Annotated in this window: 19 protein-coding genes and 1 tRNA gene; 17 read left to right on the top strand and 3 right to left on the bottom strand. The window is 61.2% G+C overall.

Annotated features, from left to right (window positions below; genetic code table 11):
* Positions 1-109 precede the first annotated feature (109 nt).
* From NITMOv2_RS01160 to NITMOv2_RS01150, 3 genes are read left to right on the top strand one after another with little or no spacing between them, the layout of a single operon-like run.
* Positions 110-1,051: an AAA family ATPase gene (locus NITMOv2_RS01160; RefSeq protein ID WP_053378147.1), complete on the top strand. Its 942-nt coding sequence runs from the start codon at positions 110-112 to the stop codon at positions 1,049-1,051.
* A gap of 33 nt (positions 1,052-1,084) precedes the next feature.
* On the top strand, positions 1,085-2,197 hold the full coding sequence (locus NITMOv2_RS01155; RefSeq protein ID WP_053378146.1) for a DUF58 domain-containing protein: 1,113 nt from the start codon (positions 1,085-1,087) through the stop codon (positions 2,195-2,197).
* The gene (locus NITMOv2_RS01150; RefSeq protein ID WP_053378145.1) at positions 2,187-4,349 is read left to right on the top strand and encodes a transglutaminase TgpA family protein; all 2,163 of its coding nucleotides are present in this window, start codon (positions 2,187-2,189) and stop codon (positions 4,347-4,349) included. Before NITMOv2_RS01155 ends, NITMOv2_RS01150 begins: the two co-directional genes overlap by 11 nt.
* 12 nt (positions 4,350-4,361) lie before the next feature.
* On the opposite strand, the gene NITMOv2_RS01145 is transcribed toward NITMOv2_RS01150, so the two are convergent.
* The gene (locus NITMOv2_RS01145; protein ID WP_053378144.1) at positions 4,362-5,321 is read right to left on the bottom strand and encodes a pyridoxal-phosphate dependent enzyme; all 960 of its coding nucleotides are present in this window, start codon (positions 5,319-5,321) and stop codon (positions 4,362-4,364) included.
* A gap of 141 nt (positions 5,322-5,462) precedes the next feature.
* On the opposite strand from NITMOv2_RS01145, the gene NITMOv2_RS01140 reads away from it, so the two are divergent.
* The gene (locus NITMOv2_RS01140) at positions 5,463-5,768 is read left to right on the top strand and encodes a hypothetical protein (protein WP_053378143.1); all 306 of its coding nucleotides are present in this window, start codon (positions 5,463-5,465) and stop codon (positions 5,766-5,768) included.
* Positions 5,769-5,834: 66 nt separating this feature from the next.
* Here NITMOv2_RS01140 and NITMOv2_RS01135 read toward each other — a convergent pair.
* A tRNA-Gly gene (locus NITMOv2_RS01135) sits at positions 5,835-5,909 on the bottom strand.
* A gap of 531 nt (positions 5,910-6,440) precedes the next feature.
* Here NITMOv2_RS01135 and NITMOv2_RS01130 point away from each other — a divergent pair.
* From NITMOv2_RS01130 to NITMOv2_RS23210, 5 genes are all read left to right on the top strand, one after another.
* Positions 6,441-9,878, top strand: a complete 3,438-nt coding sequence (locus tag NITMOv2_RS01130) for a molybdopterin-dependent oxidoreductase (RefSeq protein WP_053378142.1) — start codon at positions 6,441-6,443, stop codon at positions 9,876-9,878.
* 38 nt (positions 9,879-9,916) lie between these two features.
* Positions 9,917-11,206, top strand: coding sequence for a 4Fe-4S dicluster domain-containing protein (locus NITMOv2_RS01125; protein ID WP_053378141.1), 1,290 nt, complete (start codon positions 9,917-9,919; stop codon positions 11,204-11,206).
* A gap of 237 nt (positions 11,207-11,443) precedes the next feature.
* Entirely contained in the window at positions 11,444-11,809 is a 366-nt protein-coding gene (locus NITMOv2_RS01120) for a hypothetical protein (RefSeq protein ID WP_053378140.1), read from the top strand.
* An 87-nt stretch (positions 11,810-11,896) separates the two neighbouring features.
* Positions 11,897-12,265, top strand: a complete 369-nt coding sequence (locus NITMOv2_RS01115) for a hypothetical protein (RefSeq protein WP_053378139.1) — start codon at positions 11,897-11,899, stop codon at positions 12,263-12,265.
* A gap of 334 nt (positions 12,266-12,599) precedes the next feature.
* The gene (locus NITMOv2_RS23210) at positions 12,600-12,878 is read left to right on the top strand and encodes a hypothetical protein (RefSeq protein ID WP_202967297.1); all 279 of its coding nucleotides are present in this window, start codon (positions 12,600-12,602) and stop codon (positions 12,876-12,878) included.
* A 55-nt stretch (positions 12,879-12,933) separates the two neighbouring features.
* Here NITMOv2_RS23210 and NITMOv2_RS01105 read toward each other — a convergent pair whose 3' ends face one another.
* On the bottom strand, positions 12,934-13,194 hold the full coding sequence (locus NITMOv2_RS01105) for a Trm112 family protein (protein WP_053378137.1): 261 nt from the start codon (positions 13,192-13,194) through the stop codon (positions 12,934-12,936).
* Positions 13,195-13,330: 136 nt separating this feature from the next.
* Between NITMOv2_RS01105 and NITMOv2_RS01100 the strand changes: the two genes are divergently transcribed.
* From NITMOv2_RS01100 to NITMOv2_RS01065, 8 genes are all read left to right on the top strand, one after another.
* Positions 13,331-13,927 carry a DUF502 domain-containing protein gene (locus NITMOv2_RS01100; protein WP_053378136.1) on the top strand — a complete coding sequence of 199 codons (597 nt, stop codon included), beginning with the start codon at positions 13,331-13,333 and terminating at the stop codon, positions 13,925-13,927.
* 47 nt (positions 13,928-13,974) lie between these two features.
* Positions 13,975-14,451, top strand: a complete 477-nt coding sequence (locus NITMOv2_RS01095) for a GNAT family N-acetyltransferase (RefSeq protein ID WP_053378135.1) — start codon at positions 13,975-13,977, stop codon at positions 14,449-14,451.
* 12 nt (positions 14,452-14,463) lie between these two features.
* Positions 14,464-14,841 (top strand): outer membrane protein assembly factor BamE domain-containing protein, encoded by a 378-nt coding sequence (gene bamE, locus NITMOv2_RS01090; protein WP_053378134.1) that lies wholly within the window; start codon positions 14,464-14,466, stop codon positions 14,839-14,841.
* Positions 14,842-14,843: 2 nt separating this feature from the next.
* Positions 14,844-15,293, top strand: a complete 450-nt coding sequence (locus NITMOv2_RS01085) for a hypothetical protein (protein ID WP_053378133.1) — start codon at positions 14,844-14,846, stop codon at positions 15,291-15,293.
* Positions 15,294-15,343: 50 nt separating this feature from the next.
* Positions 15,344-16,198: an LOG family protein gene (locus NITMOv2_RS01080; protein WP_053378132.1), complete on the top strand. Its 855-nt coding sequence runs from the start codon at positions 15,344-15,346 to the stop codon at positions 16,196-16,198.
* Positions 16,195-17,592: an MBL fold metallo-hydrolase RNA specificity domain-containing protein gene (locus NITMOv2_RS01075; protein ID WP_053378131.1), complete on the top strand. Its 1,398-nt coding sequence runs from the start codon at positions 16,195-16,197 to the stop codon at positions 17,590-17,592. The genes NITMOv2_RS01080 and NITMOv2_RS01075 overlap by 4 nt, the downstream gene beginning before the upstream one ends.
* Entirely contained in the window at positions 17,582-18,799 is a 1,218-nt protein-coding gene (locus tag NITMOv2_RS01070; RefSeq protein WP_083447651.1) for a DmpA family aminopeptidase, read from the top strand. Before NITMOv2_RS01075 ends, NITMOv2_RS01070 begins: the two co-directional genes overlap by 11 nt.
* Before the next feature lie 74 nt (positions 18,800-18,873).
* Positions 18,874-19,101 carry a hypothetical protein gene (locus NITMOv2_RS01065; protein ID WP_053378130.1) on the top strand — a complete coding sequence of 76 codons (228 nt, stop codon included), beginning with the start codon at positions 18,874-18,876 and terminating at the stop codon, positions 19,099-19,101.
* Positions 19,102-19,110: the final 9 nt, after the last annotated feature.

Genomic DNA, 19,110 nt, shown 5'->3' with positions numbered 1-19,110 from the left:
TTAGGTGCGAAGAGCGCGAAAAATTGACCGTCTTACGACCCTTTGCTAGACTTCAGCGGTGTCTGTTGACCACCCATTCACCCGTCATCATCCCATTTAATTTCCCATCATGAACGCCACCCAAACGGTCCAGGCCATTCAGGAGAATATTGCGCGGGTCATTAAGGGCAAGCCGCAGGTCATCGAGATGACCGTCGTGGCGCTCTTGGCGCGCGGGCATCTCTTGCTCGAGGACGTGCCGGGCGTCGGGAAAACCACGCTCGCCCACAGCCTGGCCCGCTCGCTCGACTGCTCCTTCAAGCGCATTCAGTTCACCAGCGATCTGCTCCCGTCCGACATCGTGGGAGTGTCGATCTTCAATCGACAGAAACAGGCCTTCGAATTCATGCCGGGTCCCATTTTCGCCCATATCGTGCTGGCCGATGAAATCAATCGTACGACGCCGAAGACCCAGAGCAGCCTGTTGGAGGCGATGAGCGAGGCGCAGATTTCCGTGGATAACCAGACCTACCCGCTGAGCCAGCCGTTCATGGTCATTGCTACGCAGAATCCGGCCGAATACCACGGGACGTTTCCACTCCCCGAATCACAGCTCGACCGATTTCTGATGCGCCTGCGCATCGGCTATCCCACGCCGGACGAAGAAAAGAAAGTCCTGGACCGTCCACAAGGTCTCCATCCCGCCGAGGAGCTGCAACCGGTGCTCGCCGCCCAGGATGTGCTGGACCTGCAGGCCCAGGTGGACAAGGTGCTGATGGAAGAAAGCCTGATGGACTATCTCCTCGCCATCGTGCTGGCGACCAGGCAGACCGAGTTGTTGTCGTTGGGCGTGAGCACCAGAGGCGCCTTGGCGTTGAGTCGGGCGGCCAAAGCTCTGGCTCTGGCGCGGGGGAGGACGTACTGCCTGCCGGACGACATCAAGGAGCTCGCCCCGGTGGTCCTCTCCCATCGCGTCATGCTGGCGCGGGGACAGGGATTGCGCCAGCGCAGCTCCGAGCAAGCCGAACGCCTCATCCGCGACCTCGTCGAATCGGTCCCCGTTCCGGTCTAGGCTCCGGCTCTCCGCCCCAACGTCTGGTGACGCATGCTGTCTCGCCTTCGCACGATCGTTCACCGGCTCACGCGACATCGGTCCACGCGCTTTACATCGGAGGGCGTGCAATTCCTGCTGTTCACGCTCGCAGTCGGTGTGGCGGCGATCAATACCGGCAACAATCTCTTCTACCTGCTCCTGTCCATGATGCTCAGCCTCATTTTATTGTCGGGTATCGTGGCGGAACACTGCCTGCGCCGGTTGGAGTTCCACCGACATCTCCCCGATGTGCTGTTCGTCGAGGAACCGGCCACGGTCTCGCTGGTCATTAAAAACGGGAACGGCCGGCTGCCCAGCTTTTCGCTTCAGCTCTTCGACGTGATCGACGGGCAGGATATCGACCGCGGGTTGGCGATTCGCCAGCTGCTTCCCGGCGGAAGCGGGCTCTTGTCCTATCCGCTGACAGCCCGCAAGCGCGGCTTCTTGCAGTTGGACGGCATCCGTGTCGTAACGTCCTTTCCTTTCGGCCTCTTCGTAAAGAAAGCCTTTTATCCGATCCAGGGCGCCACGGTCGCCTGTCCCAAGATCACCCCCCTGGATGAGTCGCTCGTGCAAGGCCTCGTCTCAGCCGGGCGCGAGCAGCATGCCTATCGGCGAGGGCATGGCAGCGATCTGTACAATCTGCGCCTCTATCACTCGGGAGACGACTCGCGCAACATCCATTGGGTGACGACGGCCAAGACGTCCAAACTGATCGTGCGCGAGACCGAAGCGGAGGACCAACGCCGCGCCACGATTCATCTCCCGACCACGGCACCCGCGACGCACGAGGCCCAATTCGAAGCAGCGGTGGCGTTCACCGCGTCCTTGATGGTCCATCTGGCCGAGCGCGGGTATCATCTCCGGCTGGTCGCCGGCGACGCCGCGTCCTCCTTCGGGCAAGGCGAGCCTCACATGATCCAGCTGTTGCGTACGGTCGCGCTCTGCGAACGGCGCCCGCCCGGAAGCGCCGCCCCATCGGCGGAGGCCTCGTTCGATACCGGCCAGGCCGGAGAAGCTATGACGATTTTCGTACGGTCGTGGGATGGAGCCGATCCACCGGCCGGGCAGGGCGTGACGGTTCTTGATGCGGCTCATGTCGTCGGAGTCTCGCATGTCGTTTGATCACGCGCTGCGGCTTACGTCCATTCTCTTGGCGTCGGCCTCTTTCATCGGCCTGGCGCTGGGAGCCAGCCTGCCGGAGTGGCTGGTGCTGCTGACCGGCTCCGTTCTCATTCTGGTGCTGGTGCGCGCTTTACGGGTACAGGCCATGGAGCGTCTGGCCAATCTCATCGTCTTGTCGACGACGACCTGGAACATCCTGCTCATTCTCGGCTTCGCCGGGTTCTGGATGGATGCGCTGTGGATCTCCGCTGAATTCCTCCCGGCGGGCATTCACTTCCTCTTGGTCCTCATGGTGATCAAGCTGTGCAATTTACAGACGCGCCGCGATTATCTGCATCTGTACGCCATCAGCCTGATGGCCATCGTCGCCTCCGCCGCCTTGACGACGGATCTCTGGTATCTCCCCATTTTCCTCGCCTATCTCTTGACCGGCGTCTGGACGCTGCTGCTGTTCCAGTTGTCGAAGAAGTCGGACGACACACCCGGCCAGTCCGAGCATCAGCCACCACCCCACAGCCACGTCACTCCGCAGTTGTTCTGGCTGGCGAACGGGCTGGCGGCCGCCGCCCTTTGCCTGACCCTCGTGATTTTCTTTGCGATTCCCCGGGTGAGCGCGGGATTGTTTCAGAAGGGCTATGGCGACAGCATTCGCACGTCCGGATTCTCGGACACGGTCGACTTGGGCGCCATCGGTCCCATCAAACGTGACCCCAGCATCGTCATGCGGGTGGAGCTCTCCGAACGATCCGCTCGTGACGTGGGACGATTGTATCTTCGCGGAGCCGCCTACGACCGGTACGACGGGACTTCCTGGACGAATCAACTGACCCATCGGCGCTCCCTGGCGGAGACGGCGCCGATGACCTTCTCGGTCCGCCCGAACCCGTCACGCCCGCCCGCCAAGTCCGCCGCCGTCCGGCAGAACATTCTGCTGGAGCCGTTGGACACGGCGGTGCTCTTCGCGGCCCCGTTTGCGGAAAGTGTCTCCGGCCGCTTCTTAACCGTCCATGCCGATGCGGCGGGAGCCTTGTCGCTGCCGTTCCCGGCCTCGTCGCGCATTGAGTACTCCGTCCTGTCCCGGATCAATCCGCTTCTTCCGGCCGATCTGCAACCCCAATCCGTCGCCTATCCTGAATCCTTCATCCGGCACTTCTTGCAGATTCCTGGGCAGTCCGAACGTCTCGCTGCGCTCGCGGTGGCCGTCACGCAGGACAAATCCGGCCGCTACGAAAAAGCCCTCGCGATCGAACAATATCTCTCCACGAATTTCCGCTATAGCCTCGATGTCCCGCTCTCCGACCAGGCCCGGCCGATCGATGAATTTCTTTTCACGCGGAAGACCGGCTACTGTGAGCACTATGCGACGGCCATGGTCTTGATGCTCCGCGCGATCGGCATTCCCGCTCGCCTCGTGACCGGGTTTCTGGCGACCGAATGGAACGAGTATGGGAACTACTATGTGGTGCGCCAACAGGATGCCCATGCCTGGGTGGAAGTCCACCTGCCCCATTCCGGTTGGATCACGATGGACCCCACGCCCAGCGTGACAGAAGCCGTCTCGGTGCCCGGCTGGCAGGCGTTCAGCCGGATCGTGGACAGCTTCCGGCTGCGGTGGAATCGCTTTTTCGTCCAATACAGCGCGGCCGACCAACTCGCCGTCGTGCGGGAGTTGAAAGCCGGCGGAGAGACGGTGCGCACCCGCGTCTGGGATTCCTTTGCATCGCTTCTGAATCCGCTGGCGAACAAAATTGGCAGTCTTGTGGCCTATGCCGGCGAAGGCAACGTCCGACTCATGGGCAAGTTTCTCGGCCTGGTTCTTCTGGGATTGGGGGCTATGATCTGGCTGGCTTGGAAGCGCCCATGGAGAGGGTTGGGATCGACCGCCGTACGCAGAGAAGAACAACCGATCACCCGGCTTTACAAGGCCATGCTTCATCACTTCGCGCGAAACGGCTTCGCCAAACCCGACGCGAGCGGGCCGCTCGAGTTTCTTGCCCTGATCCGGCAGGAATGGACCCAGGCCGGCGCCCCCGCGGCGATCCTCACGGACCTGTACTGCCGCGGACGATTCGGCCCGGCTGCGTTGTCGGAAGAAGACCTACTCCAAGCGCAGCATTCGCTTCGGGAATTACTCGCCTTGGAGCGGGCGTAGAACACCGCTCCTCTACGTCGTCGTCAGGGAACTCCACAAGCCCGTCAAGTCGACATTCCCCCCCGTGAGGACCACGCCGATCCGTCGGCCGGCGAGCCGCGGTTCCGCGCGCAGGATCGGAGCCAGCGCGACGGCGGCTGATGGTTCGATCACTATTTTTATCCGCTCGAACGCAAAGCGCATCGCTCCGACGATCTCCTGTTCGCTGACGAGAAACATGCCGGCGAGATGCTCGCGGAGGATCGGCAAGGTTCTGCTCCCCAAGCTCGTTCGCAATCCGTCGGCGATAGTCCGGGGGTTCGGCATCGGAGCGATCCGACCCAGCTTGATCGACTCCCCGGCATCCGCCGCTCCTTCCGGTTCACACGCAAAGATCTTCAGCGCGGGACGAAGTTGATGTCCTGCGACGCAGAGCCCGGACAGCAGCCCGCCCCCACCGACCGGCGCCAACAGCACATCGACCGACTCGACCTGGTCGAGCAGCTCCAGCATGACCGTCCCTTGTCCCGCCATGACATCCAGGTTGTTGAACGCATGGATAGAAGCGGCCCGCTCCTCGGCCTGGAGATCCGCCACCTTGCGTTCGGCCGACTGCCGATCGTCGGTGGGCCATACGATGCCGCCATAGCCGACCACGGCTTCACACTTCACCGCCGAGCGCGGCGCCGGCATCACCACATGGGCTGTCAGATCAAAAAGGCGGGCAGCCAAAGCGACACCCTGACCATGATTGCCGGACGAGAGCGTCACCACAGTCCGGGCAGTCCCGCCGGACTTCACACGTGAGAGGGCATAGTAGGCGCCGCGAAACTTGAACGCGCCGGTCCGCTGAAGGTTCTCGCATTTCATGAATACATGCGCGCCCGCCAGCCGATCGAGTTGTCCGCTGGTCACAACCGGCGTCACATGCGCGACCCCGCGCAACGTGTCCGCCGCTCTAAGGATGGAAGAAAACGACAGGGTTTCATTCATGCCACCACCGCGGTGAGCGCCGTCCTGTCGGCTACCGAACGAATATAGTGCTTCGGCTACGTCCAGCCAACACGCCCATACCGGTTCTCTTCATTGACAGGGCTTACGGACTTTTCATAGGCTGTGCGGAAGGAGGACGGTATGGCGTGGTTCATTCTGCTCTTGTTCGCACTGGTGCCGACCGGGGCCCTCGCCCAGTCGCAGGAGGGCGCGAAGCCCAGCGCCGTAGTCAAAGGCGACGTGCTGTACTGGGAAGGCGAGGAGTTGGTCGTCAAAGAAATGAGCGGCCGCGAAGTGCGCTTGCATGTGAACGCTGAGACCAAGATCGAAGGAGTCGCCGGCAAGCTGAAGACCGGTGACAAAATCGAGGCGGCGATGACGGCGGACGGGCATGCAGTCTCGATCAGGCTACAAATCCCGAACGGCGGATCGGGTCCGGCACCCTGACCTCTGTCCTCCGGGCATCCCCGGCAAGGGATGATGAACGGCATCCGGATCGCACGAAGTGCGGTTTGGAGCGGGAAACGGGATTTGAACCCGCGACCCTCGCCTTGGCAAGGCGATGCTCTACCACTGAGCTATTCCCGCTCGATCATGGCGTGTTGAAGAGGGGCGGATTCTACTGACACACAGCTGCGCTGTCAAGCAACGATACGGCTCTGAATCCTCACAGTGTTAGGTTACAGCTCCAGAAACCGTTACTCTGCAGTAACGTCAGATATTTCCCCTTCAGTTCATCACAAAGTTTTGATTTCGTTAGTATTTTTGTGTGTTCTCATTTGAGGATATTGTAATTCTGGTACCAGAACTACTCAAGAGCAGGCTCTCTCCTCTCTGGCTTCCTTTCTCCATGTAAGAATATTCTCTTTATTTGTCTTACGTTTATACTGCTCTCCTGTTTCAGAAGACCATCCGGCCCTATGGTTTGGTTATTGCGAACCATAATAGACCGTTATGCCCACCAGAACTGAAAGATTCGCCTCATCCGCGATCCGTAAATCAACCCTTTTTATTCGGTCTGGTTGGCAGCTTGAGGACGGAAGGGGGTGGGAAAAATTTCAGGAGTTTGAGTCAGGAAGCGTGGGCTGACGGCAGCCCTCAACTTAGGAGGTGTCCACAATGTTTTTGTCACGTCGGCAATTCTTGAAAGTCTCCGCGGGGACCGTCGCGGCCGTGGCCGTGGCGGACAAGGTCCTGGCGTTGACCGCGTTGCAGCCGGTCATCGAAGTCGGGAACCCGCTGGGCGATTATCCGGACCGGTCGTGGGAGCGCGTCTATCACGATCAATACCGGTATGATTCATCCTTTACCTGGTGCTGCTCCCCCAACGACACACACGCCTGCCGCATCCGGGCCTTCGTCCGGAACGGCGTCGTGATGCGGGTCGAACAGAACTACGACCACCAGACCTACGAAGACCTCTACGGGAACCGCGGGACCTTTGCCCACAACCCGCGCATGTGTTTGAAGGGGTTCACGTTCCACCGCCGCGTGTACGGCCCGTATCGGTTGAAGGGCCCATTGATGCGCAAGGGCTGGAAGCAATGGATGGACGACGGCTCCCCCGAGCTGACGCCCGAAACCAAGCGCAAGTACAAATTCGACAGCCGCTTCCTGGACGACATGCTGCGCGTGTCCTGGGACACGGCCTTCACCTATGCCGCCAAGGCGATGATCATCGTGGCCACCCGCTACAGCGGTGAAGCGGGCGCGCGGCGGCTGCGCGAGCAGGGCTATGCGCCGGAAATGATCGAGATGATGAAGGGCGCGGGCACGCGCTGCTTCAAGCACCGCGCCGGCATGCCGGTCCTCGGCATCCTGGGCAAGATGGGCAACACCCGCATGAACGGCGGGATCAATGCGTTGCTCGACACCTGGATCCGCAAGGTGAGCCCGGATCAGGCGCAGGGCGGCCGCTACTGGTCGAACTACACCTGGCACGGCGACCAGAACCCGGCCCATCCCTGGTGGTCGGGGGCGCAAGGCTCCGACATCGACCTCTCCGACATGCGCTTCTCCAAGCTGAACACCAGCTGGGGCAAGAACTTCGTCGAGAACAAGATGCCGGAAGCGCACTGGAAGTTGGAATGTATCGAGCGCGGCGCCCGCGTGGTCGTCATCACGCCCGAATACAATCCGACCGCTTATCGCGCCGACTACTGGATGCCCTTACGGCCGGAGTCGGACGGCTCCTTGTTCCTGGGGGCCATGAAGATCATCGTCGATGAGAACATGCACGACATCGACTTCCTGAAGAGCTTCACCGACGCCCCGATCCTCGTTCGCACGGATACGTTGCAATACCTCGATCCGCGCGACGTGGTGGCGGACTACAAGTTCCCGGACTTCTCCAAGAGCTACTCGGGCCGGATTCAGTCCTTGAAGCCGGAGCAGATCGAGCGCTTGGGCGGCATGATGGTCTGGGATCTCAACAAGAAGCAGGCCGTGCCGCTCCATCGTGAACAGGTGGGCTGGCATTACGTGAACAGCGGCATCGATGCCGCGTTGACCGGGACCTACCGTGTCAAGCTGCTCAACGGCCGCGAAATCGACGCGATGCCGGTCTGGCAGATGTACCTGGTGCACTTCCAGGACTACGACCTGGACACCGTGCATCAGATCTGCCGGACACCGAAGGACCTGATCGTCCGGTGGGCGCGGGATTCGGGCACCATCAAGCCCGCCGCGATCCACAACGGTGAAGGCACCTGCCACTATTTCCATCAGACCATCAATGCCCGCGGCGCCGCGATGGTGCTCATCATCACCGGCAACGTCGGGAAGTTCGGCACCGGGCAGCACACCTGGGCCGGCAACTACAAGGCCGGCACCTGGACGGCCACGCCGTGGTCCGGCGCGGGTCTGGCCGTGCACACGGGTGAGGATCCCTTCAACATCACCACGGATCCGAACGCGCACGGCAAGGAGATCAAGACCAAGTCGTACTACTACGGTGAAGAGGTCGGCTATTGGAACCACGGGGATACCGCCCTCATTGTGAATACCCCGAAATATGGGCGGAAGGTCTTCACCGGCAAGACCCACATGCCGACGCCCAGCAAACTGCGTTGGGTGACCAACGTGAACGTGCTCAACAATGCGAAGCACCACTATGACATGGTGCGCAACGTCGATCCGAACATCGAGACCCTGATCACGCAGGACATCGAGATGACCTCGGACGTGAACCACAACGATATCGCCTTTGCCTGCAACTCCTGGATGGAGTTCACCTATCCGGAAATGACGGTGACGGTGTCCAATCCCTGGGTGCAGATCTGGAAGGGCGGCATCCGGCCGCTGTACGACACCCGCAACGACCTCGACACCTTTGCGGGCACGGCGGCGAAGCTCAGTGAAATGACGGGCGACAAGCGCATGAAGGACTACTTCGCGATGGTCTATCTGAATCGCGTGGACGTCTATGCGCAGCGCATGCTCGACGCCTCCAGCACCTTCTACGGCTACAGCGCCGATACGATGCTGAAGTCGGAAAAGGGCTGGATGGTGATGGTCCGGACGTATCCGCGGCATCCGTTCTGGGAAGAGACCAACGAGTCGAAGCCCATGTGGACCCGCAGCGGCCGGTACGAGAACTATCGCATCGAGCCGGAAGCTATCGAGTACGGCGAGAACTTCATCAGCCACCGGGAAGGCCCGGAGGCCACGCCGTACCTGCCGAACGCCATCTTTACGACGAACCCGTACTGTCGGCCGGATGACTACGGCATTCCCATCACGGCGCAACACCACGACGACAAGACGGTCCGCAACATCAAGTTGTCGTGGCACGAGATCAAGCGGCACAGCAATCCGTTGTGGGAGAAGGGGTACCAGTTCTACTGCGTGACCCCGAAGACCCGGCACCGGGTGCACAGCCAGTGGTCGGTGAACGACTGGGTGCAGATCTACGAGAGCAACTTCGGCGATCCGTACCGGATGGACAAGCGGACGCCGGGCGTGGGCGAGCACCAGTTGCACATCAACCCGCAGGCGGCCAAAGACCGCGGCATCAACGACGGCGACTACGTCTATGTGGACGGCAACCCGGTGGACCGGCCCTATCGCGGCTGGAAGCCCTCGGACCCGTACTACAAGGTCGCGCGGTTGATGATCCGGGCCAAGTACAACCCCAGCTACCCGTACCACGTCACGATGGCGAAGCACGCCCCGTACGTGTCGACGGCGAAGTCGGTGAAGGGCCACGAGACCCGACCCGACGGCAGAGCGATTGCGGTCGACACCGGCTATCAATCCAACTTCCGGTACGGGGCGCAGCAGTCCTTTACCCGGAACTGGTTGATGCCGATGCACCAGACCGACAGCTTGCCGGGCAAACATGCCATTGCCTGGAAGTTCAAGTGGGGCTATCAGGTCGACCACCACGCGATCAACACGGTGCCGAAGGAATGTCTGATCCGCATCACCAAGGCGGAAGACGGCGGCATCGGGGCGCGCGGGCCGTGGGAACCGGTCCGGACCGGCTTTACCCCGGGCCAAGAGAACGAGTTCATGATCAAGTGGCTCAAAGGTGAGCACATTAAGATCAAGGTGTAAGCCCGTTAACCATTTGATTATGAGAAGGAGGAGTCACAATGCCAGAAGTCTATAACTGGCAACTGGGACGGAAGATGCTGTATCCCTACGAGGAGCGGCATCCGAAGTGGCAGTTTGCCTTCGTGTTCAACATCAACCGGTGCTTGGCGTGCCAGACCTGCAGCATGGCCGACAAGTCCACCTGGCTCTTTTCCAAAGGGCAGGAGTACATGTGGTGGAACAACGTGGAGACCAAGCCCTACGGCGGGTATCCCCAGTTCTACGACGTGAAGATCACGCAGCTGATCGAGCAAGTGAACCCGGGCGGGCAGGTGTGGAACGTGCGGGTGGGCCGCAAACACCATGCGCCCTACGGGGTGTTCGAAGGGATGACCATTTTCGACGCCGGGGCCAAAGTGGGCCAGGCGGCGATCGGCTACATCCCGACCGACCAGGAGTGGCGGTTCGTCAATATTTATGAGGATACGGCGACCTCGATGCGGGCCTTGGTCGAAGGCATCGACAAGACCGGGTTCTCGCGGGACGAGCCGTGGAAGATGACGGGCAGCTCGCTGCCGGAGCATGAAACGTTCTTCTTCTACCTCCAGCGGATCTGTAACCACTGTACGTACCCGGGCTGCCTCGCGGCCTGCCCGCGGAAGGCGATCTACAAGCGGCCGGAAGACGGCATTGTGTTGATCGACCAGAACCGCTGCCGGGGGTACAAGAAGTGCGTGGAGCAGTGCCCGTTCAAGAAGCCGATGTACCGGGGCACGACGCGCGTGAGCGAGAAGTGCATCGCGTGCTATCCGCGGATCGAAGGCAAAGATCCGTTGACGGGCGGCGAGCCGATGGAGACGCGCTGTATGGCGGCCTGCGTGGGGAAGATCCGCATGCAGAGCCTGGTGCGCATCGGGGAGGACGGCCTGTGGGCCGAAGACCGGTGGCATCCCCTGTACTACGCGATCCGCGTGGAGCAGGTGGCGCTCCCGCTATACCCGCAGTGGGGGACGGAGCCCAACGGCTACTACATTCCGCCGCGGCACAGCCCGCGCGGGTATGCGCGGCAGATGTTCGGCCCGGGCGTGGACAACGCCATCGAGAAGTACCTGGTACCGAGTCGGGAACTGTTGGCCGTCCTCCAGCTCTGGCGAGCGAGCCAGCAGATCATCTTCCGGTACGATGTGATTCCGGGCCCGAAGGTGTTCGAAACCCAGATCCACGGGAAGCGGTTCGAGATGTACAACGACACCGTGCTGGGCTTCAACAAGTCGGGCAAGGAAGTGGCGCGCATCCAGGTCGAAGAGCCGATCTACATTCGGCCGGCCGAGCGCGTAACCTGGCTGTAAGCTTCAGCTAGGGATCGCTTCATGGAAGGGCGAGGTTCCGAAAGGGGCCTCGCCCTTTCTGCTTCGGCAATAACCTCCAGCCAAAGAAGCGTGATCAGTTTCAAGTAGGTCTACCGGCTGACAAGAACGGGGAAGACAGTACAAAAGGCGCGCGTCATACCCAGCGGCCGTTCGCCTTTAGCCTCAGACACACGTGCTCCATCTGCGCACTTGACGGCCCATAGGGGACCCAGTAGAGTGATCGCACCAATCGCTTGGTTTACCGAGGGCTCTGGCGTGACCTCTCATCAGCAGGCGCTCCCATTTGCGGCGCAGGCTATACCTTTCAACGAATTCCTGGCTTCGGGCAAGCTGCCGGACGGCTACCTGACCAGCGAATATATTGCTCAGCAATTCGTCGAACGTCTCGTTCATTACGTCCTCAGTGTACCGACAGGTAGTTATACGATGGCTCAACTCAGCCAGTTGCTCGAGCAGCTGGACCCCCGTGCGCAAGTCTTCTTCTTTAAACGACTCAAAGAGACCAGCCCGGAAAGCCTCAAAGACTTCGCTCCCCTGTATTATGGGTTCATGAACGAGTTCCATTCCCTTCTCTTCACATAAGGCGTAAAAAGGGTGTAAAAAAACCCTTGTGACGCCCTCAATCTCATGTATAATTCACTGGTTCACTTACGAGAGAAGGGAGCCTCAATGAATCCATCCCTACAGCGAGCCGTGACCAGTTTTTACAACTTGGTGTATGAAGCCCAAACTTTCGCGACCGCGATGGCGCGCATCGATACCGCCGAGCAAGAGCACTATGCCGGACGCATCGAGGGCCTCAACTGGGTCCTTGACCGTTGTCAAGAGCTCGAAGAAATGGACGCGAATCTCACGCCTTCTTCCCTACAGCGTGTGTTGGGAGAAGTGAAATCGGACCTGGACCATGAGCTTTCGGTGCAGAGGCGTGAGAAGGGTCGTCGAGCGGATGGCCGAGAAGAAGCGTTGAACTTTGTCGCCGATTACCTGTCCAGCCTCATCACGGCGACAGAGATCGAGTCTGCAAAGACATCGGTATAGTCCTCCCGTTTGCGTTCCGGTCTTCCCGACGTCCCCCGCAGGATCTTGTCTTGTATGGCGTTGATCCGAGAGTGGGTCATTTTCGCGCTATGCTTGGGAATAGGCGGGCATATTGCGCTGGCCTTCGTCCTTCACGCTCCCGATCTGTGGCCGTGGAGCAGGGCTGGGTTGTACGGTTTGCTCAGCGGATTGGCCGTCTATGTGATGGTCCAACTGGCACGATGGCTCTGGCACCTCCTAAAGAACAACAGCTCCTCTGATTCTCAGCCTCGCCGCTATTGAGGGTTTGTTCCGCACCGTTGACCATCGGGAGGGCTCTGCCTAGAATAGCGCCATGCAACCTCCTCGAAAACCACCGCCTCCATGGCCGCCCGGCGTGGGGCGTCGGTCGACCAGGTTGAGCCCTTCGGCGGACCAGCAGGATCAGTTCGAGTCACTCAAGGCGTCGTTGCTGTACTGTCCCCGTTGCCGCGTCGCAACGCCGACAAGGGAGCGGCTGTTATTGGTTCTGCCCACCGGCAATCTCTACGAGTATCTCTGCATGCAATGCGGGACATCCACGGGATCCAAGACCGAAGGCCCGCAAGCTTCCATTACGACGCCGGGCTCCTAGCAAAACCGCCGGTCGGCATGGCGGATACGGAACCCGCGGCCGTGCCCTGAACCCGCTAATTGACTTGTTCAAGCGGAATCCCTTCGTCGATGAGCATGACCGGAATGTTTTCCCTGATGGGATACAGAATTTTCTGATCCGCGCGGACCAGTCCTCCATCGAGAGGCTCCGCCACGCTCTTCTTCCCTTTGTTCTGCAGTTTGCCGCGACTCACCGCCTCATTGATTTTGTTGACCAAGACCGGGTCCGCCAGACTGACCGGCTGCTTGGTTTCCGGACAACACAAGATGGCCAGAAGATCTTTGTCGATGCTCATGGATGCCCCCTCTCTTCACGAGATGGTTGTAGCATAGAGCAGCGCCCCACCAAGGACAAGAGGATCCGTTGTCCCTTCCGCGTGGCGATTCTGTTACACTAGGGCCGGACTGTCGGGTTTCACCGTGATCCAGCCTATGCTCACCACGGCGTGGAAAATTTTCCTCACGGGCCTGTTGCTCATCGTGCCTGCCTGGGCGACTCTTTTCATTCTGCTCGCCCTCTTTCGGGCGTTAGACAGCCTGGTCGGAGCTTATATACCATACCCGGTGCCCGGACTCGGTGTGCTCCTGCTGGTGCTCCTCTTGCTTTTCGCGGGCGCTCTCTCCACCCATGTGTTGGACCAACATGTGCTGGAGCGCCTTGAACGACGCCTGGAACGAATTCCTCTGGTCCAAAGCATCTATTTGACCCTCAAGGGCATGACGGATCTCTTTCACTTCCGGTCCCGGTTCGGCCGAAGCACCGTTGTGGCCTTTCCGTTCCCCCGAGATGGACTCTGGGCGCTGGGCTTCGTCATGGGCACAGCTCCCGCCGCTCTCCAAATCGGCACACTGGGCCGACTGCTGATGGTGTTCGTCCCGACGGCCATTCATCCGTTCACCGGCTACCTGGCTTTTGTTCCGGAGGACCACGTGCATCGGCTGAATCTTTTGCCGGAGGACGCGATGAAAATGGAATTTTCCGCCGGTCTCTTCAAGCCTCAGCGGGGCTGGTTACAGTCCCCGCGTTGACGAACACCGTGGAACCCGTATCGCCCCTTCTCGTCAGACCCGCTCGCATGGAAGACGTCGACACGATCGTCTCCTTCAGCGCCGCCATGGCGATGGAAACCGAGGGCCGACACCTCGACCGCGAGCGCCTCCGGCGTGGAACTGTGACATTTCTCGATTCCCCGAGGTATGGGTTCTTCCAGGTCGCCGAGGCGACAACCGAAGGGCGCATTGTCGGCCAATTGATGGTGACCTATGAATGGAGCGATTGGCGCGACGGTGTCTTCTGGTGGATTCAAAGCGTCTACGTGGATCCGGCCTGGCGTCGGCAGGGGGTCTTTCGCCGCCTGCACGGCGCCATCTTGGCCCGAACCCAGGCTGATCCCGCGGTCTGCGGAATCCGGCTCTATGTGGACGAAACCAATCGCATCGCGCAGACCGCCTACCGGCGGGTCGGGCTGACTCCGTCGCCCTACGTCGTCTTTGAGCAGGACTTTTTATATCCCCGTCGGCCGGTCTTGCAGGACCGTCCCGATGAAGCCTAACCGAGGAGCGTTATGTCGGGGGCCAAGACACTGATCGGCTTGCTCGTTCTGCTCGTGCTCACACAGGGCTGTGCCTTCGTCCGCGGCACTTATGGAGAAGAGGTGAACCAAGGAGACGTGACGGCGATCAAGAAAGGCGTCAGCACGCGGGCGGACGTGGCTGCGGTCCTGGGCGCCCCGGACAAGATTGTCGAGGCGAACGATCATGAAATCCACCATTACTATCGATTCGACGTGAAATCGGGCTTTGTGCTCTTTTTTTCCAGGACCAACATCAAGAGCGAAGATGTCTTTGTGATCTATGACAAGGCCGGCATCGTCGAAGAAGTCCTCGTCGGAAGAAAGAAGCCGCCGCTCGAGTTCCAATTCTGGCCCTTCGACTGGCCCTAGCCATGTTGGCCGTGGTCCTCCGCAGCGTCCTCGCGTTCATGCTCGCCGGGAGCTTGGCCGGCTGCCTGCGCGGTCCGCTGGCGTGGCAGCGGCTGACGTTGAATGACCACATCTCGGAACAGGAGATCGCGTTCATTACCGACGGAACGACCCACCTCACGGAAGTCGTCGGCCGCCTCGGCGCTCCGGACGAGGTGCAGTCCGTCGGAGAGTCCGTCATCGCACGCTATCACTTTTCCGACGGCAAGTATTTCCGTGCCGATTATGGGTGGGGATTGCGCTTCGTGATCCCGTTCCTCGCGCCGGATCTCGTGCTCGGAGGCGGCGGGTTCGGCACGGATATTTTCCAAGTGACGTGCGACGCTCAGTGGGTCGTCCGCGAGCATGCCTTTGCCTGGCACGCCAATTCCTCCGAGTTCCGTTTCTGGCCGTTCCGCGAGTCAGCCCGCTGAACGAGGGATCGGATTGCCGCCCTCTGTCCGTCTGGCTATAATGCCGTCCCATGTCCGATCCGCCTGCTCGGGATTCCGGCTTCCTTGACGCCATTCTTGCCGCTCCTTCTTACATTCCCGCCGATCGCGATCTCGACTTTCTCCAACGCGAAGAACTCCGTCCCTTCCGCCTCGGGCTTGAGCTGCTGAAACCGGAGTTGATTCAAAAAGAGCAGGGAATCCAGTCGACCATCGTCGTCTTCGGCAGCGCCCGGCTGCAAGAACCAGCCACCGCGCGGGAAACGCTCCGGCTCGCCGAAGACGCCGCGGCTCGGGCTCCTGGCGATGCGGAGCTCGCCCGCTCGGCGGCCGCGGCCCGCCGGCAGCTTGAGCTGTCCGCCTATTACGACATCGCCCGCGAATTCGGACGGCTGGTCTCCGCCACCTGTCAAACCGACGGACGGTGCGACTACGTGATCGTCACCGGCGGTGGACCCGGCATCATGGAGGCGGCAAATCGGGGGGCGGCGGATGCGAGAGGCAAATCCATCGGCTTGAACATCACCTTGCCGCACGAGCAACGGCCGAACGCCTACATTACGCCGGAGTTGTGCTTCCAGTTCAGGTATTTTGCCCTGCGCAAGATGCACTTCCTCATCCGCGCCAAAGCGCTCGTCGCGTTTCCCGGCGGCTTCGGCACGATGGATGAGCTGTTCGAGACGCTCACGCTGCTTCAAACCGGCAAGGCCGTCGGGCTCTCCGTGATTCTCATCGGGCGGGCGTTTTGGGAACGGGCGATCAACTGGCACATGCTCGTCGACGACGGCTTCATCAGCACGCAGGACTTGCGCCTATTCCATTTTGCCGAAACCGCGCAAGAGGCCTGGGACCTCATCCTCGAACACCATCGCCCGAGGCCAGCATGAAGCTCTCGTTCTACGGCGCGGCCCGGTCGGTGACGGGAAGCCGCCATCTCATCGAGACGCCCACGTCCCGCTTATTATTGGACTGCGGCATGTTCCAGGGACGGCGAGAGGAAGCGGCCCGGCAGAATCGCGAGCTGGGATTCGAGCCGAAATCCCTGTCGGCCGTCTTGCTGTCGCATGCGCACATCGACCATTCGGGAGCGCTCCCCGTGTTGGCCAAACACGGCTTCTCCGGCAAGGTGCATATGACGCGAGCTTCGGCCGACCTGGCCGCCATCATGTTACAGGACGCGGCTCGCATTCAGGAGAGCGACTGCGCCTACGTCAACAAGAAGGAACGGCGGCGCGGCATGCAATGCGTCCGTCCGTTTTTCGATTCGGACGACGTCGAGGCGATCACCCGGCGGTTCGCGGGCGCCCGCTATCGCGATGCGCTGAAACTTGAGCCCCGCGTCACGGCGTCGTTCCATGACGCCGGACACATCCTGGGATCCGCCGCCATCCGCGTCAAATACACCGCGCGCGGGAACACCACGACGGTCCTGTTCAGCGGAGACTTGGGCCGTGCCAACATGCCGATCCTGCGCGACCCGGATCCGCCGCCGCCCTGCGACATCCTGATCCTCGAATCGACCTACGGCGACCGGCTGCACGAGCAGGCCGCCGAAGAGATGAAAAAGAAGGCCGAAGCGCTCATCTCCCATGCCAGAGCCCACAAGAGCAAGATCATCGTGCCGGCCTTCGCCGTCGGGCGGACCCAAGAACTGGTCATGCGGATCAAGGAGCTCGTCACAGAAAGCCGCATCGAGCCGATCCCCATCTATATCGACTCGCCGCTGGCGGCGCGGGCGACCGCCGTGTTCCGGCAACACCCCGAGTGCTACGACGAAGAGACCTCTAAGACGTTTTCGGCGGACGGCGATCCCTTCGCCTCGCGGTATATTCACTTCGTCTCCACCGTCGAGGACAGCAAACGGCTGAACGCGATGAGAGGCCCCTGTGTCATCATCTCGTCGTCCGGCATGTGCGAAGGGGGCCGGATCCTGCACCATTTGAAACATGCCATTCAGGACGAGGCCAACGTCATTGTATTTGTGGGATTCCAGGCCGAGCATACGTTGGGCCGAAAACTCGTCGAGGGCTGGGACGTCGTGCCGATTTTCGGCGTGCCGACGCCGCGCCGCGCTCAGGTGGTGAAATTCAACGGGCTCTCGGCCCACGCCGACCGCCACGATCTGCTCGCCTATATCCGGGCTATCGACCCCTTGCCCGGTATCGTGTTCCTCGTGCATGGAGAAGAAAAGCAGGCCCTTTCATTGGGCGCAGCCATCCAGGCCGAGCATCCCGCGCTCGACGTCCGTATTCCTCACCGAGGCAGTACCCATGACGTGTGACGGCTTCGGATCGTTTCGCAGCGGCCCGCCGCTGCACGCGGCGCTGCCGGCTTTCTGCCTTCTCGCGCTCCTCGCGGGCGTCACGGCCGCCGCTGCGGAATCAGGTGAGGGGCGCCACCGCGTGCGGGAACTCGGCATCACGGTGGGACAGTACGACCCGGGCCCGCTGAACGCCATTACTGATGTAGCGGGCGTCACAGTCGGACATACGACGCTCATCCGCGGCGAAGGGCCGCTCAAGCCGGGCGAGGGGCCGGTCAGAACCGGCGTCACCGTCGTCATTCCCCGCGGCGACGTGTGGCACAACAAAGTGGCGGCAGGCGCCTTCGTCTTGAACGGCACCGGGGAAATGACCGGCGTGTCATGGATCGCCGAATCAGGATTTCTAGAGTATCCGGTGGCGCTCACCAATACGCTCAACGTGCCGCGCGTGGCCAATGGAGTCATCAGCTGGATGATCCGGAAGTATCCTGAAATCGGCATCTCGGACGATACGCTCACACCGGTGGTGGCGGAATGCGACGACGGGCGATTGAACGACATTCAAGGCCGCCACGTGTCCGAGCAGGATGTGATGGCGGCCTTGGACAACGCCGCCGGAGGTCCGGTGCCGGAAGGCGCGGTGGGTGCGGGAACCGGCATGGTGTCGTACGGATTCAAGGGGGGCATCGGCACCGCGTCACGGAGTCTCCCGAGCGGCGAGGGCGGGTATACCGTCGGCGTGCTCGTGAATGCGAATCACGGCCGCCGGTCGGAACTGCTCGTCACCGGCGTGCCGGTCGGCCGGTTGTATGAGGTCCCCCCACCGCTGGCGCAACCCGTCCACCCGGGCCTGAGCGAAGGCTCCATTATCATCGTGATCGCCACCGACGCTCCGCTCGATGGCCGCCAGCTCACCCGGCTCACGAAGCGCGCGGCGCTGGGGCTTGCGCGCACCGGCTCCACCGGCAGGCATGGCAGCGGGGATTTCATCCTGGCTTTCTCCACGGCCAACGTGATCCCGCACTATCCAAAAGAACCGACGTATAGCCTGACCCATCTGGCCGACACCTATCTGAATCCCTTGTTCACCGCGACGGTCGAGGCCACGGAAGAAGCCATCCTGAATGCCCTCACCATGGCGACGACCGTCGTCGGGCGGGACGGCCACCGGGTTGAGGCCATTGATCTCGATCGCCTCAAGACGCTGGTGGGCCGCGGCCGTTGACGGATGTCCGCGACTTGCATTTTGCTCTCGCGGCTCGTTATTCTGCCGTGGGGTCGGAGAGGTGGGGACCAGCGATGAACGAATACCAGATCGGCGGCGGACTGCGTCTGCTGACGGCGGTGGAAAAAACCGATGCCTTTGCCGATTTTCTTAAGACCCGCATGGTTCGAGCCTTGGAAACTGAAGATCCCACGGAGCTGCACTATCTCCTCGCGCAACTGGACGACTATTATTCCTATATGTGGCGGTATTACAAAAAGCTCGCCCAGGCCCGCTCGGAGCGGATGGACCCAGGCGTCTAAGCTGTCGGG

Source organism: Nitrospira moscoviensis, from assembly GCF_001273775.1.
In the GTDB taxonomy this organism is placed as follows: Bacteria; Nitrospirota; Nitrospiria; order Nitrospirales; family Nitrospiraceae; genus Nitrospira_D; species Nitrospira_D moscoviensis.
This window is presented reverse-complemented; position numbering and strand designations above follow the sequence as displayed.

Excerpts from the sequence above, each read along its gene's own strand:
- NITMOv2_RS01160 (WP_053378147.1), top strand. The coding sequence starts at position 110 with ATGAACGCCACCCAAACGGTCCAGGCCATTCAGGAGAATATTGCGCGG.
- NITMOv2_RS01155 (WP_053378146.1), top strand. The coding sequence starts at position 1,085 with ATGCTGTCTCGCCTTCGCACGATCGTTCACCGGCTCACGCGACATCGG.
- NITMOv2_RS01150 (WP_053378145.1), top strand. The coding sequence starts at position 2,187 with ATGTCGTTTGATCACGCGCTGCGGCTTACGTCCATTCTCTTGGCGTCG.
- NITMOv2_RS01145 (WP_053378144.1), bottom strand. The coding sequence starts at position 5,321 with ATGAATGAAACCCTGTCGTTTTCTTCCATCCTTAGAGCGGCGGACACG.
- NITMOv2_RS01140 (WP_053378143.1), top strand. The coding sequence starts at position 5,463 with ATGGCGTGGTTCATTCTGCTCTTGTTCGCACTGGTGCCGACCGGGGCC.
- NITMOv2_RS01130 (WP_053378142.1), top strand. The coding sequence starts at position 6,441 with ATGTTTTTGTCACGTCGGCAATTCTTGAAAGTCTCCGCGGGGACCGTC.
- NITMOv2_RS01125 (WP_053378141.1), top strand. The coding sequence starts at position 9,917 with ATGCCAGAAGTCTATAACTGGCAACTGGGACGGAAGATGCTGTATCCC.
- NITMOv2_RS01115 (WP_053378139.1), top strand. The coding sequence starts at position 11,897 with ATGAATCCATCCCTACAGCGAGCCGTGACCAGTTTTTACAACTTGGTG.
- NITMOv2_RS23210 (WP_202967297.1), top strand. The coding sequence starts at position 12,600 with ATGCAACCTCCTCGAAAACCACCGCCTCCATGGCCGCCCGGCGTGGGG.
- NITMOv2_RS01105 (WP_053378137.1), bottom strand. The coding sequence starts at position 13,194 with ATGAGCATCGACAAAGATCTTCTGGCCATCTTGTGTTGTCCGGAAACC.
- NITMOv2_RS01100 (WP_053378136.1), top strand. The coding sequence starts at position 13,331 with ATGCTCACCACGGCGTGGAAAATTTTCCTCACGGGCCTGTTGCTCATC.
- NITMOv2_RS01095 (WP_053378135.1), top strand. The coding sequence starts at position 13,975 with ATGGAAGACGTCGACACGATCGTCTCCTTCAGCGCCGCCATGGCGATG.
- bamE (WP_053378134.1), top strand. The coding sequence starts at position 14,464 with ATGTCGGGGGCCAAGACACTGATCGGCTTGCTCGTTCTGCTCGTGCTC.
- NITMOv2_RS01085 (WP_053378133.1), top strand. The coding sequence starts at position 14,844 with ATGTTGGCCGTGGTCCTCCGCAGCGTCCTCGCGTTCATGCTCGCCGGG.
- NITMOv2_RS01080 (WP_053378132.1), top strand. The coding sequence starts at position 15,344 with ATGTCCGATCCGCCTGCTCGGGATTCCGGCTTCCTTGACGCCATTCTT.
- NITMOv2_RS01075 (WP_053378131.1), top strand. The coding sequence starts at position 16,195 with ATGAAGCTCTCGTTCTACGGCGCGGCCCGGTCGGTGACGGGAAGCCGC.
- NITMOv2_RS01070 (WP_083447651.1), top strand. The coding sequence starts at position 17,582 with ATGACGTGTGACGGCTTCGGATCGTTTCGCAGCGGCCCGCCGCTGCAC.
- NITMOv2_RS01065 (WP_053378130.1), top strand. The coding sequence starts at position 18,874 with ATGAACGAATACCAGATCGGCGGCGGACTGCGTCTGCTGACGGCGGTG.